Annotated in this window: 11 protein-coding genes; 7 read left to right on the top strand and 4 right to left on the bottom strand. The window is 42.8% G+C overall.

Annotation, left to right across the window (positions count from 1 at the left end; all coding sequences use genetic code 11):
- Nucleotides 1-37: 37 nt before the first annotated feature.
- The 3 genes from rlmD to cysM form a co-directional block, all read right to left on the bottom strand.
- A complete protein-coding gene (gene rlmD / locus I3257_RS03785; RefSeq protein WP_238048868.1) occupies nt 38-1,579 on the bottom strand; it encodes a 23S rRNA (uracil(1939)-C(5))-methyltransferase RlmD in 1,542 nt (513 codons plus the stop codon).
- Between the two features lie 88 nt (nt 1,580-1,667).
- Complete coding sequence (locus I3257_RS03790) at nt 1,668-2,492, bottom strand: 3'-5' exonuclease (protein WP_238048869.1); 825 nt, start codon at nt 2,490-2,492, stop codon at nt 1,668-1,670.
- A 47-nt stretch (nt 2,493-2,539) separates the two neighbouring features.
- Nucleotides 2,540-3,523: a cysteine synthase CysM gene (cysM, locus tag I3257_RS03795; protein ID WP_238048870.1), complete on the bottom strand. Its 984-nt coding sequence runs from the start codon at nt 3,521-3,523 to the stop codon at nt 2,540-2,542.
- Between the two features lie 504 nt (nt 3,524-4,027).
- Between cysM and I3257_RS03800 the strand changes: the two genes are divergently transcribed.
- The 4 genes from I3257_RS03800 (at nt 4,028) to I3257_RS03815 (ending at nt 11,336) form a co-directional block, all read left to right on the top strand.
- The gene (locus I3257_RS03800; RefSeq protein WP_238048871.1) at nt 4,028-7,576 is read left to right on the top strand and encodes an ATP-binding protein; all 3,549 of its coding nucleotides are present in this window, start codon (nt 4,028-4,030) and stop codon (nt 7,574-7,576) included.
- A gap of 161 nt (nt 7,577-7,737) precedes the next feature.
- A complete protein-coding gene (locus tag I3257_RS03805) occupies nt 7,738-8,550 on the top strand; it encodes a crotonase/enoyl-CoA hydratase family protein (protein WP_060490433.1) in 813 nt (270 codons plus the stop codon).
- 317 nt (nt 8,551-8,867) lie between these two features.
- On the top strand, nt 8,868-10,127 hold the full coding sequence (locus tag I3257_RS03810) for a multidrug effflux MFS transporter (RefSeq protein WP_055125721.1): 1,260 nt from the start codon (nt 8,868-8,870) through the stop codon (nt 10,125-10,127).
- A 339-nt stretch (nt 10,128-10,466) separates the two neighbouring features.
- Nucleotides 10,467-11,336 (top strand): transporter substrate-binding domain-containing protein, encoded by an 870-nt coding sequence (locus I3257_RS03815; RefSeq protein WP_193007703.1) that lies wholly within the window; start codon nt 10,467-10,469, stop codon nt 11,334-11,336.
- A gap of 75 nt (nt 11,337-11,411) precedes the next feature.
- On the opposite strand, the gene I3257_RS03820 is transcribed toward I3257_RS03815, so the two are convergent.
- The gene (locus tag I3257_RS03820; RefSeq protein ID WP_045455364.1) at nt 11,412-12,062 is read right to left on the bottom strand and encodes an IS1595 family transposase; all 651 of its coding nucleotides are present in this window, start codon (nt 12,060-12,062) and stop codon (nt 11,412-11,414) included.
- 86 nt (nt 12,063-12,148) lie between these two features.
- Between I3257_RS03820 and I3257_RS03825 the strand changes: the two genes are divergently transcribed.
- The 3 genes from I3257_RS03825 to I3257_RS03835 all read left to right on the top strand — a co-directional run bounded on the left by I3257_RS03825 (nt 12,149) and on the right by I3257_RS03835 (nt 15,167).
- The gene (locus tag I3257_RS03825; RefSeq protein WP_238048872.1) at nt 12,149-14,263 is read left to right on the top strand and encodes an ATP-binding protein; all 2,115 of its coding nucleotides are present in this window, start codon (nt 12,149-12,151) and stop codon (nt 14,261-14,263) included.
- Nucleotides 14,264-14,325: 62 nt separating this feature from the next.
- Nucleotides 14,326-14,688: a response regulator gene (locus I3257_RS03830; protein ID WP_045443633.1), complete on the top strand. Its 363-nt coding sequence runs from the start codon at nt 14,326-14,328 to the stop codon at nt 14,686-14,688.
- A gap of 29 nt (nt 14,689-14,717) precedes the next feature.
- Entirely contained in the window at nt 14,718-15,167 is a 450-nt protein-coding gene (locus I3257_RS03835) for a chemotaxis protein CheX (protein ID WP_045443636.1), read from the top strand.
- Nucleotides 15,168-15,172 lie beyond the last annotated feature (5 nt).

The raw sequence follows: 15,172 nt of genomic DNA on the forward strand, positions 1-15,172 counted from the left end.
TTAATGCTCTGAACCGCTCACTTAACCGTAAATTGAATTACACCGCTACTTTTTCAAAACGAGCGATGGACTCAACATGACCGGTATGACAGAACATGTCCATTACGCCAGCATGAGTCAGACGATAGCCTTGCTCTAATAATGCTTTTGTATCACGGGCGAGGGTTGCAGGGTTGCAAGAGACATAAACGATTCTCTCAGCGTTAAATTTCGGCAAGTACTGCATAATTTCCCAAGCACCAGAACGCGGCGGATCGATCAATAGCGCATCAAAGCCCTGATTCGCCCAAGGTTTATCAGTACAGTCTTGCGTCAAATCTTGGCTATAAAATTCTGTATTATTGATGCCGTTACGACGTGCGTTATCGGCTGCACGTGCGGTCATCGCTTCGCTACCTTCAACACCAACCACAGAACCTGTCTCACCAACGAGGCGTGCGAGTGGCAAGCTAAAGTTGCCTAGACCACTGAATAAATCAAGTACGCGTTCACCTGCTTTTAAGTCTAACAAATCGCAAGCAAGCTTGGTCATTTGACGATTTACGGACAGGTTCACTTGGGTAAAATCTGTCGGGATAAACTCGAAAGTCAAATCGTATTCTGGCAATTGGTAATACAAACGACCAAATTGCTGGCTCATGTCATCATCTTCAGTCAATGCAATACGCTGGATACTGTCCGCACCTTTAGACTGCAAATATAGCTGCCAGTTGCGTGCGGCAAAAAACACTTTTAGCTTTTCTATATCAGCGTCTGATAACGGCTCCAAGTTGCGTACGATAAGGGCAACGGGCTGATTGCCATCTGGCAGCTCAGGCATTTCCTCACCCATGGCCAACTCAAGCTGAGCAATCTTGTTACGGCTCTCTAGCGTACTAATCAGTGTTTTTAAGTTTTCAATCTCAAAACCAATTCTTGGATCTAAAATATGACACTCATTTAATTCTGCCAAAAAGTTACTTGAGCGCTCACGAAAGCCGACAAGCGCGGTTTCTTTTTTGGTGACATAACGCACACCCAATCGTGCTTTGGTACGATAACCAAGACGATCACCAACCACTGGAGCAAGCCAGTTATCAGGCGTGACATTGGCTTGGTGTATCAGCATTTCAGCCAATACAGATTGCTTAAAGTTGATTTGACCGTCTGGCTGCCAGTGTTGCAAATTACAGCCGCCGCAGACGCCAAAATGTGGGCAGGGCGGTACGGCACGTTCAGAATTTGGGTTGGCAGTAATACTGACAGCCTCGCCTTCTTCAAAGCTGGCACGGCTATTGGTTATTTTGACCAAGGCACTTTCACCCGGCAATGCAAAGCTTACAAAGATTTTTTTGCCATGTTTATCTTCGACATGGCCATCATCTATACCAAAACCATTACCATAAACGGCAACGCCGCGACCATCATGCGACAAACCATCAATAGTGAAGGGCAGAGGTTCTGCATCCTTTAGACGGCGGCGCGTCTTTGATGAGGGTTTAGATTTTTTCTTATTAGGCGGAATAGTAATCGTTTGGGTCTCGCTCGTTGGTGGCGTAACATCAGAGGTTGTAGACGTTTTTGAATCGGTGGGTTGCATAAACCTGCCTTAATAATAAATGATAAATAACTAAAAAAATGAGGATAAACGCGATGTCTTATAACGCGCCTTCATATAACTTCATTTGTTATGATGTGGGCGCAGATGACCAATCAGCGATGAAGTCTTGATGGCGAGCATGACCATCCGCTTGGGTATATTTTACTAAATAGTCATAGCTCTGCTGCTGCCAAGCGTCAAAATCTTGTGAGGATAATTGTCCAGTTAAACGCAACCAGCGTAAATAGATTAGCCATGTATTCATGACGTCAGACTCGCAATAAATAGACAGCGTTTGCCAGTCATTAGTGCTGACAAGCTCACCAACCATACTACCGTCGACAGCTGTTTTACCCGGCAGACCATATAAACTTGCGACAATATCCATGGCTTCGCGGCGGCTGGCACCGTACTGGCTAAATCTGTCCATCAAATCAAGGTGACGCGTGTGGAAGCGATTGACGTAATTATCAAAGCGCATGTTTTTGATGCGCTCGCCTTCTTCAAATAACCATGGCGCTGATAAGTCGTATTGCATAGCCCGATATATCAGTACAGGAATATCAAAACCTGAGCCATTCCAACTAATAAGCTGTGGCAGCTTTTCAAGGTCACTAAATGCCCGAAAAAATTTGGCAAGAATATCTTTTTCACTGAATTTATCAGCAGTCAATGAGAACAACGAAAACTTGCCATCTTTGATATATAGCGCTGAAATACAGACGATACGTTGCAGTGGCAAGCGCATAAAATCATGTCCAGCTTCTTGCATTCGAAGCGCTGTGAGTGCGCTCAATGCATCTGCATCATTCAACTCTGCCAATTGCGGATAGATACGGCGCGCCGCATCGGTATCAGCGACAGTTTCGATATCAAAAACCAATATAGGGTCGGATGGTAGAGCTTGTGACATAAGAAATCCTGATTAAACCAACTAAACTGAGCAGCGTTGTCTGTGCGTTAATTAACTTCTATACTGTTATCGACATTGCTGTCATCAATATTGTCGTCGTTAATATTGTATAAACCCGTCGACAAATAACGATCGCCGCGATCACAGACAATAAAGGCGATGACGGCATCAGGGTTTTCTTTAGCGACTTGTACGGCAGCCCATGCTGCAGCACCTGATGAAACGCCCGCGAAAATACCTTCGGTCTTGGCCAGTTTGCGCATATAAACTTCTGCGATACGCTGATCCACATCCATGATTTCATCAACCAAATCTGGGTTAAAGATACCCGGCATGTAAGCTGCAGGCCAGCGGCGAATGCCAGCAATCGAAGCTTCTTCATCAGGCTGTAGTCCGATGATTTTGATATCTGGATTTTGTTCTTTGAGGTATTGCGATACACCGGTAATAGTACCAGTAGTGCCCATTGAGCTAATAAAATGAGTGATTTTTCCTGCGGTTTGCGCCCACAGTTCAGGCCCTGTGGTCAGGTAATGGGCTTGACTGTTATCAGGGTTATTAAACTGATCCAATACGATGCCTTTGCCATCTGCTTGCATTTGCAGCGCTAAATCGCGTGCGGCTTCCATGCCTTCATCCACCTCGATTAACGTCGCACCATACGCAATCATGGCATCTTTGCGCTCTTGAGTTGAATTGGTTGGCATCAGTAGCGTTATCGGATAGCCACGCATCGCGGCGACCATGGCTAAAGCGATACCCGTATTGCCACTCGTGGCTTCAATCAGCATGTCGCCCGCTTTGATGTCACCGCGCTGTTCTGCCTGATAAATCATATTAAAAGCAGGACGATCTTTAACAGAACCCGCTGGATTGTTACCTTCAAGCTTGGCCAGTAACGCAGTACCATTGGTCAGCTGCTCTTGCTCAGGTAAGCGCTGTAATTTAACCAATGGCGTCTGACCGACGCAATCAGCAAGTTTGGTGACCTGAGTAATGAAATTAGAGTTGGAGATAGCCGTTGCGGACATAAAGTATCCTTGTTCATTTTTAAAATTGATTTTTAATTACCGTTTATTTTTTAATTGTCATCGTGGTTTTTGAATAAATATTTTGATACGGCTGCTATTGAGTGAAGTGATTGTTAATGACATTTCTGTCGCTTTAACCAAATAGCAATAAATGAAAAGTTGCGTCATTATATCATTTTGTTTTTGGCTACGCTGAAGGCATCAAGAGATTTTGGTAAATGAGTGGTGTTTAAAAAGGGCTGGACAGTTAAAATGCCTTTGCGTCATAGCCACTCACCATGATCGATGAAATGCGTTATAGTTATGGCAATATATAGGTACGGCAATAACAAGAACCATTAAATTTTATCATGGGTAGGCAGTTATTATTTTTAAAATGACGATAGCTTTGAAATGAGAATAGCTTTGAAATGAGCACAGCCCCTAAAAAAATTATGATTGGCTAACACCGCTTACCGCCGCTATTGATTCATAGTGCAATTTTCTGTAGAGAGTAAAGCTAGCATGGCATACAAAAAACGTTTTGATACTAGCAGTGCGTATGGCCAGTTGATTATATTGGTGTTTTTACCCATTTGTATCTTGGCAGCGGTGGGCGGTATTTTGGTCTTTTATGAGACCATGCGTGCCAGCAATTCCGAACAAGAAGTATTGGCGGAGGCGGTGCTGATTCGTTATACCCCAGCGATTGCAGAGCTAATCCCTGAGCTGTTAGCGCAAGATCGCCAGCAAGCAGACGGCGAACCCAATGCGGATGGCGGAGTGAGAGCAAATGATGCCACTCAAACGACCATCACAAAGCTTGAGGAAATTCAAGATAAGCTGGGTCGTATGCAGTCTGAGCAACATGTACAGCGTATTGCGATCATCAATGAAAGCAATCAAGTACTCGCCGCAGTCGGTTATGGACTGAACGAAGCATGGCCTGCAATAGACACAACAAAGAAGTTTTTATCGCAGCAACCAACGCCTATTGGAACCGCTTATGGCAGTGTATTAGGGGAGTTTGAAGGACAAAAACTGTGGCTGCTCGTCGATATGGACAATGAACCACTCTATATCGCCCGCTACCGTATCGCCATGGCGTTAGTGATTACTGGCTTGTTCACTATTTTGATTTTATTGCTGAGTTTAAATATTTATTCAAAGCGCTGGATAGCACCAATTTATGAGCTACGTTTGCAGTTGCAGCGCACCCATGTCGACAATCTGTATCAGCCTATTCCCGTTGAGTCAGATGGTGAGCTGAACTTATTGCAGCAAGATTTGGTCAAAACTTTGCGCCGCTTGCATAGGAGCTTTCAGGAATTAAAAGACCATGCCGAGCAAACTGAGGATGATTTGCGTCTTGCGTTTGATGAGATGGAAATGCAAAACATCTCTATTCGTAATGCACGTGATGCGGCAATTTCAACCAGCCAAGCCAAATCGGCATTTTTGGCCAATATCAGCCACGAGCTGCGCACGCCATTAAACAGTATCGATGGCTTTATCAATTTGCTGGCAAGGCATGGCGAACTAAATCCTGAACAAGATTTATACGTGCAAACCATACGTAAGTCATCAGCACACTTGCTTGCCTTGGTTAACGATGTTTTGGATTTCTCTAAGATTGAAGCAGGCAAGCTGGTACTTGACCGTCATGAGTTTGACCTTTATGACACCATTTATGACGTGGTCGATATGCTTTCGCCTGTATCCGCAGAAAAAGGTCTGCGCATGGCGGTGCTGTTTTATAATGATGTGCCGATGCGTATCAATGGCGATGCCCTGCGCCTCAAGCAAGTATTGACCAATATCGTCGGCAATGCGATTAAATTTACCGACAGTGGCGATGTGGTGGTGCGTGTCAGCTTGGATGATCATCGTGATAATTATCTCATGATCAGTGTGCAAGACAGCGGTAAGGGCATCTCTTTAGCCGATCAAAAGATGCTGTTCCAAAGCTTTAGCCAAGGCGACCCTTCAATCACTCGTCAGTATGGCGGCACAGGGTTGGGGCTCGTTATCTCCAAGCAATTAACGCGGCTGATGGGCGGTGATATTGGTTTTCATGATAATGCTCAAGAGAATATTGCCAATCAGGGCGCAACGTTTTGGTTTCGGATGCCAGCACATGTCGATGTATTGGAAGCGGCTACAGGACAGACAATTGAGCTTCCAGTCTTGGCTCCATTGGCGAGTGAGACCGATGAGTTTAATGTATTAGTATGGATCAATCATACCGCCTCTATCCAAGTGCTCAAAGCCAGCTTGCAATATTTGCCGATTAAGTTGACCCAAGCCAACTCCTTACCAGGCGTACTTGAGTCATTAAAAGAGCATGGTAATTATTGGGATTGGGTCATCGTCGATGATGATACCCAAGACGATATGATGGCATTACTCAAACAAATTCGTCTGCATTACCAAGGTAAGCTTGCGGTATTTGGCTATCAAGTTGCTGCCGATCAAGCATTATTAAATCGTTATCATGCCAATATTTTGTATGAGCCTTTAGACAAAAGACAGCTCTATGCCATGCTCGACACCCAAAATCGCAGTACCAAAAAAAGCGTGCAAGAACCGCGCTGGACAGGGGTGACGGTACTGGCAGTCGACGATCATCTGCCCAATTTGTTGGTGCTCGATGCATTGCTCAGTGAGCTTGGCATCCAAGTCATCACAGCGAGTAGTGGTTTTGACGCCATAGAAATTATCAGTAAACAACAAACCAAAAATATCAAAACCACGAAAAATGATAAGCAAAGTCTGTCGAATAAAACGCAAATCTCTAAAGCTGAAGCGCGCGATGAAGTAAACAAGAAATCAAATAGTACGCTTTATGAAGAGGTGAATACCGACGATAAAGTCGCTATTCAGGATAAAGGCCATATTGATCTAATATTCATGGACATCCAAATGCCGCGTATGTCAGGGCATGAAGCCGCAAGACAAATTCGCAATATTGAAAATGATGATAGCCGTATCCCGATTATTGCATTGACTGCCCATGGTTTGGCTGATGAGCGAGACAAACTAATCGCCAGTGGCATTAATGACTATGTGGGTAAGCCCATTAGCCAGCCTCAGTTATTACAAGTGCTGCAAAAATGGCTTGGACGTACAACGACAATGCCGCAGTTAACAGCGTTGCCTGATACCAATCTGCACAGTACGGATGTGCACAATACTGATGTGCAGGTCATCGATTTATCAAAAGAGAATTCACACTCTACCGACTCACAAAATAGGGGAGTTGAAACGTATTCAACGTGGCCATCAGACTCTACAACCATTGCTTATCCTATGGTGAAAGGGGATGAAAATAACCGTCATAGCGGTTCTAATACAATCAATCAGCCAAAAATAATGCGTCCTTTATCATTGAAGAAAATTCGTGATAACTACTTGCGAGACAGCCAACCACGCGAGGATTATAGACGCGAAACACCGCGAAACACCCAGCCACGCTATGAGAACTTGCGCTTATATAAACAAGGACAGTCGCCACTATTAAAGCCATCGGAAACACCGATAAATAGTGCTCACGATGGAGTGGCAATGCCTACAGATTCCCACACATATGCGCAAGAAACAAAGGGTTGGGACAGCAGTCACCACCATTTAAGCCATCACTCTTTGGGGGCTAACGAAGGTGATGGCTTTGCTATTTTAGATTGGCAAGACGCGTTGACCCGCTCAGCGAATAAGCCCGACTTGGCAGCCAAGCTTATCATTATGATGCTTGATACGATCAATGATGAAAAGCAAGCGCTAACGCAAGCGTGGGATACCCGTGATCGCAGTATGCTAGCGCAAATTGCCCATCGCATCTTAGGCGGCAGTCGTTATACTGGTGTGCCGCAATTACGTCAGGCCAGTCAAGACTTAGAAGATAAATGCTTGTTGAATGTCCAACACATCACCCCTGCGCAGTTTGCCATGCTTGAGCCATATTATGCCGCATTAATAACAGCGTTAAATAACTTGCAGGCGCTGGATTTATCAGCCTATCCTCAGCTCAATTATCATCGTTTGAGTGAAAATGATATGACGTGGAAAATGATTTAGAAATGATGGTTTTATGATAGTAACGGTGAATCGAATCGTTGCAGTCAGTTATTGATGAGGTAGCGTCGTAACAAGGCTGTTAATATTGTTGCCATCAGCTTTAGACGTATCGGCATCATATTTAGATGCCATTTCTATTTTATTCATGAATAAGGATTGTTATGAACGCGATTGCCACTTACCAATATGAAACCTTACAAGTTAGTATGACCGACAATATACTCACGGTAACCTTGAATCGCCCACACAAAAAAAATGCAATGAGCTTTAAAGTGGTGAAAGAATTGATAGCTGTCGCAGAACGTATTGGTAAAGATAAAACGATACGTGCGGTGATTCTAAATGGCGCTGAAGGCACGTTTTGTGCGGGCATCGATTTGGGTGATTTAAATCATCCAAAAAATCAAGCGTTCGCCGTTTGGGAGCTGGTAAAGCCATGGCAGAGCTCATTCCAGCGTGTTTGTCTGGTATGGCGCGATGTGCCTGTACCAGTCATTGCCGTACTAGAAGGCTATTGTATCGGTGCAGGGCTTCAGTTAGCGCTGGCTTGCGATGTGCGTATCAGTCATCCAGATTGCAAACTGTCTATTATGGAAGCTAAGTGGGGGCTGGTACCAGACATGGGTTTGACGCAATCGGCGTTTGGCGTGGTACGTGAAGATGTGCTAAAAGAGCTTGCCATGAGTGCGCGTATCGTGACTGCCAGTGAAGGCAAAGCACTGGGTCTTGTCAGCCATTGCAGTGAAACGCCACTTGAGCAGGCGCAAAAGCTCGCTGCCGAATTTGCAGAGCGCTCTCCTGATGCGGTGTTGGCGAGTAAGCGTGTGGTCAATGCTATGTTCCAGCAGCCAGCCACTACTTTATATAAAGAAAAAGTATGGCAGCTTAAAATGATGCTCGGTCGTAATCGCAAGCTTGCTTTAAGAAAAGCCAAGCAAGCCAGTACGGCATTTGGCAAGCGCCAGTTCCGCTAAATATCTTTTACTAATTATGCCGCTATGCTGACGCTCAGACCTATTTTGACAAATTATTGTGATTGTTTTTAGTTGTTATTGTTTGTTTTATTCACGTCATACCTCTATTGAAATGTGAGGGGATAGTACGATATAACACTGTCCACTTACGCCGCTGTATGCAAATGTGCACTAATGGTGGCAATGACCCTTGTTTTCAGTATTGAGTAAAGACTAAATATTAAAGACAATGGAAGCCTGAATAATACAATAACAATCACTAGGGTGTATTGAACCTTTATAACGATTCAATACACTCTATATAAAATGGTCTGAATATGTCTGCTCCAAAATCCTCTCTACCCAATCGACCCATTGCTTCTGAGCGCGTACGCTCTGCTGATTTGCCTGTTGCATGGATTATGATGCTTGGACTTATCGTGGCAGTGGGGCCATTGTCTATTGATATGTATCTGCCTGCATTACCATCTATGGCAGATGACTTTGGCGTATCTACAGCCTTTATGGCCAATTCTGTTCCTGCCTATTTTTTAGGCTTGGTATTTGGCCAGCTATTTTATGGTCCATTTAGTGATCGTGTCGGTCGTGTTAAGCCTTTATATATCGGTATGACGCTATATGTCATCGCCTCCATTGTTTGTGCGACTACTAATAACGAGTATGTATTGTTTGTTGGACGGACGATGCAAGCGCTTGGTGCCTGTGTCGGCGCGGTGGTCACTCGTGCTGCGATTCGCGATCGATTGACTGCCAAACAAACCGCAAAAGCCTTTTCTATTATGATTTTGGTGATGGGTTTAGCGCCGATATTAGCCCCATCGCTTGGTGCGCTATTTCTACAGTTTTTTAGCTGGCACTCTATTTTTTGGTTTTTGGCTGCTTTTGGCACGTTGAATTTATTACTCACAAAGTTTTTCTTCTTTGAAACGTTAACGGAAGAAAATCGTAATGTACGTCCCGCAAGAGAAGTACTGAGTCAATACTGGGACTTATTAAAAGACCCGACGTTCAATTATCCAGCGATTGGTGGCGGCCTGCTGATGGGGGCGATGTTTGTTTATATCAGTTCAGCCTCTGAGCTGATTATGGATACCTACGGGGTATCCGCCACCCACTTTGCTTGGTTATTTGGGATGAATGCTGCTGGTTTTGTGGGTTTGACTCAGCTGAATCAGTGGCTTACCAATCGCTTTCGTATTTTGAGTATTTTGCGCTTTGGTGCGATGATGCAGGTTATTTCTGCAGGCGTGCTATTTGTAATAGGTCTATTTTTGGGTACTGATGCTTGGCTTCCACTGGTGCTGGCTTGTATTTTCTTCTGTATCGCAGGCTTAGGTCTTACTCAGCCAAATGCTTCTGCTATTGCGCTGGCCTTTCAAAAACGCCGAGCGGGCATGGCAAGTGCGCTACAAGGCTCGCTCATGTTTTCAGTCGGTATCTTTGGTGGATTATTATTAAACCTATTTCCAGTTAATCCTGTACTCAAAATTGGTATTGCGATGTTCGCTTTGATGAGTCTTGGCTGTTTTTTAATTTGGCAGATAGATCGTAATTTAAATCTGGACGATGCGGAGTAAGCCAGAGACTTTATAATTCTTGCACTAGCATCTTAAAAGGCATTCTTACATTGATTATGTAGGGATGCTTTTTTTGTGCTTTTTATTTTATTTTTTGCCTAAAACAAGGCCCTATTATAAGTTTTCAGTTATATAAATAGACTTATGTAGGTCTTTAATATCCTTTGTTTGCCATATATAACAAATTGTGGTTAATAACCAAACATAATTATTGCAATCACAAAGGTAGGCAAGTATTATCCACGTAACTTTCTGTAAGTAAATATTGTGAAGATATTACCTAACCTTTCTAAATTGTCATTTATTGATATATATAACGTAAAGTTTAAAGGATGAATTATGAAGCAATTATATAAACTATTGCCAATTGTATTTAGTATAGGACTGTTTGGGTGTAGTAACTCTACTACTCAAGAGAATGTAAATAAGAGTAATGCTAAAGATAATAAAGATACCTTTGTTAGTAAATTGCCTGATACTGCGCCCACATTAAAGGTCGCGACTACAGGTACGACGCCGCCGTTTTCGTTCCAAGATGACTATGGCAATATGCAAGGGATTGACATTGACGTCATTCGAGCTATTGGTGAGGAACAAGGCTTTAAAGTCGAGTTTTACAAAGAAACGTTTCAAAATATGTTTGATAGTGTGGAATCAGGTAATCGCGATTTGGCATTAGCAGGTATTTCTTATAAAGATGAACGCGCGGCGAAATATGGCTTATCGAAACCTTATTTCTTTAATCCATCAGCAATTATGTATTCTAACGATAAGTTGAAAATAACTAGTTTAGAAGACCTAAGCGGCATGCATGTTGGTGGTATGGAAAATGGGAAGTCAGTCGATCAAATAAAAGCAGTTGGCACCTACGGTGAGCTGTCTACCAGAGAGACTGCTTTCTTATTATATGAAGATTTGATGCAGGGGAAGGTTGATGCCATTCTCCATGATGCCCCTATTTGGCAGTATACGGCAAAAATCCATCCTGAATATAAGGTCACTATCGTGCCTTATGAAGGCGAAGATGTGCCTGAAGCACAGCAAGTGATAATGATGGCAAAGGGCAATAATGAGCTTATTAAAAATGTTAACGAAGGTATTACTAAGCTTAAGACAAAAGGAACGTTCAAGACAATTGAAGAGCAGTGGTTAGGTGAGAGTATTCCAGCTATCGATAGCACTTCTGCTACTACTCAGCAACTGAACTAAGGAATTCTGAAGATGGCAACTACCCCTAATGTTGACAATAAGCGCTATCAAAATTTAAGGGGCTGTCCTAGATAACTAGTTCAGTTCCTGTTTAACCCATTGTTTTAGCTGGTGTAATTGACGTTTTGGATCACTGTAGTTAAAACGCCACTCACATTCCTTCAAAAACAGATGGAAATGCTCTTTTGGGATGCCATTATATTTGCGCATATGACGCTTGGCTTGGCTCCAAAAGTTCTCTATTCCGTTGATATGGTTTCTGTCTTGTGCAAACTCTTTTGAATGATTGATACGGTAATGGGTAAACTCACTGACATCAAGGGCATTGTAACTTCTGAATGAGTCAGTATAAACGATGCTATCAGGCTTTACTTTTTCTCTTATAATAGGGATTAAGGTATCGGCTCTGGCATTAGGGATGAGACAAGCATAGACGCTGCCATTGCGCTTAAGCAGTCCAAACACAGGCACTTTATTACCAGCACCGCGACCACGTTTGCCTTTGCGTCTACCGCCAAAGTAGCTCTCATCAACTTCTATTTCGCCTTCTAGAAGACCAGGTTCCTGACTATTTTCATAAATCAGTAGTCTTAGCCTGTGAAAGTAATAGCTAGCTGTTGTTTTATTAACACCCACTAAGCTTGCTGCTGTTCTTGCGGTAGAACCGGCAATAAATAGTTCAATGAGTCTGGTTTGTTTGTACCAACTTAATCTGCTCTTTCTCATATGACTATCCTAGATTATTTTACTTATCTAGGACAGCCCCAAATTTAATTATTTCAATTGCACTGTTTTTATCGCTCATCGGTGCTTTGCTAGCGTTTACCTTTTATACCTCAAGCTTATTAGAAAGAAACACGGTATTAATTGATAGAACCAACCAAGTCGCGAATAGTGCACAAGCTGTAATTAAAGATTTATTCGATTTAGATAATAGCTATGGCGAAGATACAAACTCTCCGCATATTCAGCGCGTTTTAGAGCGTCTGGAACAAGATACAGCACTGATTACTAGCTCAATTTCAGCTCTTGAACAAGGCGGTACTATTACTACCGTTGAAGGCAAAAGCTACGATCTTCCGAAAGTTAATAGTGATTCTCAAGTCAAAGTTGCGGAAGCTAATCAAGAATGGAGACTTTTAGAACCTAAAATTCAGGCATATCTTAAAGATGCTGATAATGTGATGGTCGACTCTTCAGATAACCTGACTCAGGCGGTTGAACAGGCGAAGACTTCAAGTTTATTTATCAACGACTCGCTAGACCAGCTTACTGATGAGGTGTTTATAAACGCTGAACGTCAAGCAAACACTATTCGTCTGATTCAGATATTGGGTGTTGCAGCTATTTTCGCTTACTTCTTGATATTCGTATTCTTCTTTGTACGTCGTTTGCGTGAGACGGATGCTGAAGCATTTGCTGCTCGTCGCGAGACACAGGAAATTATGGAAACGGTCAGTACTGGTCTATTCTTGCTTGATAAAGACTTGAATATTGGTCAGCAGCATTCTCGTGCATTAAATGACATTGTTGGCTCAGACAGATTGGCAGGGGAAAACTTTACCAATGTCTTGCGCGGTCGTATTTCTGATAAAGATCTGAAAACCACACAGCAATTTATTGAGCAGCTTTACAATCCACGCGTTAAAGAAAAATTGGTAGATTCTCTCAATCCGCTGCACAAAGTCATGCTACACAACAATGCTGGTGATAAAGCACAGAATAATCGCTTCTTAGACTTCAAGTTCTCACGTGTTTATGACAACAAAGACATTGCCCGTATTTTGGTCAACGTCAACGATGTATCAGATGCCGTATATTTAGAGCAGCGTCTAGAAAAAGAGCGTTCGCAAAATGATATGCAGATTGAGATGCTCACCACGATTCTAAATGTAAATCCAAAAATTATTAATGAGTTTATTGATAATACGCAGATGCACATTGAGAAGATGAACAATATTTTGAAAAATCCTGGTAGCTCACAATACGAGCTTGAAGGCAAACTAAAAGCCATCTATCGCGAAATGCATAGCTTAAAAGGTGAAGCTTCTGCGCTAAAACTGCATAGCTTTACCAAGATTGCCTCAGATGCGGAAGACAAACTGCACGCATTGCAAAACCAAGGTCAATTATCTGGTAACGATTTCTTGCCATTGGCCGTACATTTGGATGACTTATTAAGCCTATCAAATACCATCGCGACCTTGGGCGAGCGCATTAACCGTTCAGCACCAACTGCAAATGGGTTAGATGACAATATTGCTCAAAATAGTATGTCAAAAACGGTGGCGACTGACAGTCAGATATCAAATCCTTCAACCAGTATCATAGATACTGATATCGGTCAGGATATTGACCTAGATAATGAAGCAACTGATGATCATCTGTCTTTTTATAAAGCATTTGCAAAAGATATTGCCGCAAGACAAGGTAAGCAAGTAGAGCTAAAGAGTAATACGCTGATGCAAGCGGACATACCAGCGCATCTGGTAAAGCCGATTAAAGAGATTAGCATTCAGCTACTACGTAATGCCGTGGTGCATGGCATTGAAGCGCCAAGTGTTCGTCATTCGATTGGTAAGACTGCGGTTGGGACGATTGATTTAGAACTAAAAGACAACGGCTCAGATTTCATGCTGATGGTGCAAGACGATGGTCAAGGTATTGATTATGACAGCATTCGTGCCAAGTTAAGCAGTGACGGTCGTTTTAGTACAGAAGAAGCCAGTCAGCTCAGTCAAAGCGAGCTGCTCAAACAACTGTTTTCTTCTGGTTTCTCTACCAAAGAACATGCAGATGAAGATGGCGGACGCGGTGTCGGTCTCGATATCATTAAAGCAAAAGTAAAAGATTATGATGGCAAGCTTAACGTAAACAGCGAATTTGGTCAGATGACACGGTTTGTTATTACTTTACCAAAAGCTTAATTAGAAACAGCAGGTATATTGTCAAGGATGACAAGCACTTCATTAAAGGTAATAGATCAGTTATGCATAAGTTAATGATTGTTGATGATTCAAATATTATTAGAAATCGTATTCAACGCGCGTATGATTCAGGGCAGTTTATGCTGGTTGCGACGGCAACCAGTGGTGTACAAGCCATTGAAAAGTTCAATGTCCATCGTCCTGATGTAATCACCATGGACTTGACCATGCCACAAATGGATGGACTTGAATGCATTGAGAAAATCATTGCGATTGACCCTGAAGTACGCATTTTAGTGGTGTCAGCACTGTCTGATAAAGCCACTGGCATTGAAGCATTGTCGTTGGGTGCCAGCGGATTTTTGTGCAAGCCTTTTTCAGAAGAAGAGCTTGTAGAGTCTTTGTATGAGCTAATGCAAGACTAAACCATTCAACGACTTAAGTAGATGTCATTATGAAAGAACAAAAGCTACAGATTTTTTTAAGTATTATTAGTAACTATTTTAATCAGTTTGGGGGCGAGGAGCTTGTCGCTGACACCCCATATCTGTTAGAGAACAAACAGCCAAAAGTCCATGATTATACGGGTGTGATCGGTATATCGGGTGGACAAAAAGGCGTGGTGTATTTTTCGGCAACCCGTCAGTTATTGTCCGCTATACTAGATAGCATGGGTGAAACGGATAAAAGCGATGAGAATTATATCGATTTGGCTGGTGAAGTGGCCAATACAATCGCTGGTAACGCGCGTAAAGAGTTTGGCTCAGAGTTCCATATTTCTGTGCCGTTTGTATTTAAAGGCTCTCCACAAAGTATTGTGTTGCCGAATGATGAGCGTTCTTTTATCATTCCCATCACTTGGAACTCGCAGATAGGCGAGATTGTGGTCTGTTTGCAGGATTAACGTTG

The organism is Psychrobacter sp. Ps7 (assembly GCF_022129225.1).
GTDB lineage: Bacteria > Pseudomonadota > Gammaproteobacteria > Pseudomonadales > Moraxellaceae > Psychrobacter > Psychrobacter immobilis_A.

Excerpts from the sequence above, each read along its gene's own strand:
- I3257_RS03835 (WP_045443636.1), top strand. The coding sequence starts at position 14,718 with ATGAAAGAACAAAAGCTACAGATTTTTTTAAGTATTATTAGTAACTAT.
- I3257_RS03810 (WP_055125721.1), top strand. The coding sequence starts at position 8,868 with ATGTCTGCTCCAAAATCCTCTCTACCCAATCGACCCATTGCTTCTGAG.
- I3257_RS03800 (WP_238048871.1), top strand. The coding sequence starts at position 4,028 with ATGGCATACAAAAAACGTTTTGATACTAGCAGTGCGTATGGCCAGTTG.
- I3257_RS03805 (WP_060490433.1), top strand. The coding sequence starts at position 7,738 with ATGAACGCGATTGCCACTTACCAATATGAAACCTTACAAGTTAGTATG.
- I3257_RS03830 (WP_045443633.1), top strand. The coding sequence starts at position 14,326 with ATGCATAAGTTAATGATTGTTGATGATTCAAATATTATTAGAAATCGT.
- I3257_RS03790 (WP_238048869.1), bottom strand. The coding sequence starts at position 2,492 with ATGTCACAAGCTCTACCATCCGACCCTATATTGGTTTTTGATATCGAA.
- I3257_RS03820 (WP_045455364.1), bottom strand. The coding sequence starts at position 12,062 with ATGAGAAAGAGCAGATTAAGTTGGTACAAACAAACCAGACTCATTGAA.
- I3257_RS03815 (WP_193007703.1), top strand. The coding sequence starts at position 10,467 with ATGAAGCAATTATATAAACTATTGCCAATTGTATTTAGTATAGGACTG.
- cysM (WP_238048870.1), bottom strand. The coding sequence starts at position 3,523 with ATGTCCGCAACGGCTATCTCCAACTCTAATTTCATTACTCAGGTCACC.
- rlmD (WP_238048868.1), bottom strand. The coding sequence starts at position 1,579 with ATGCAACCCACCGATTCAAAAACGTCTACAACCTCTGATGTTACGCCA.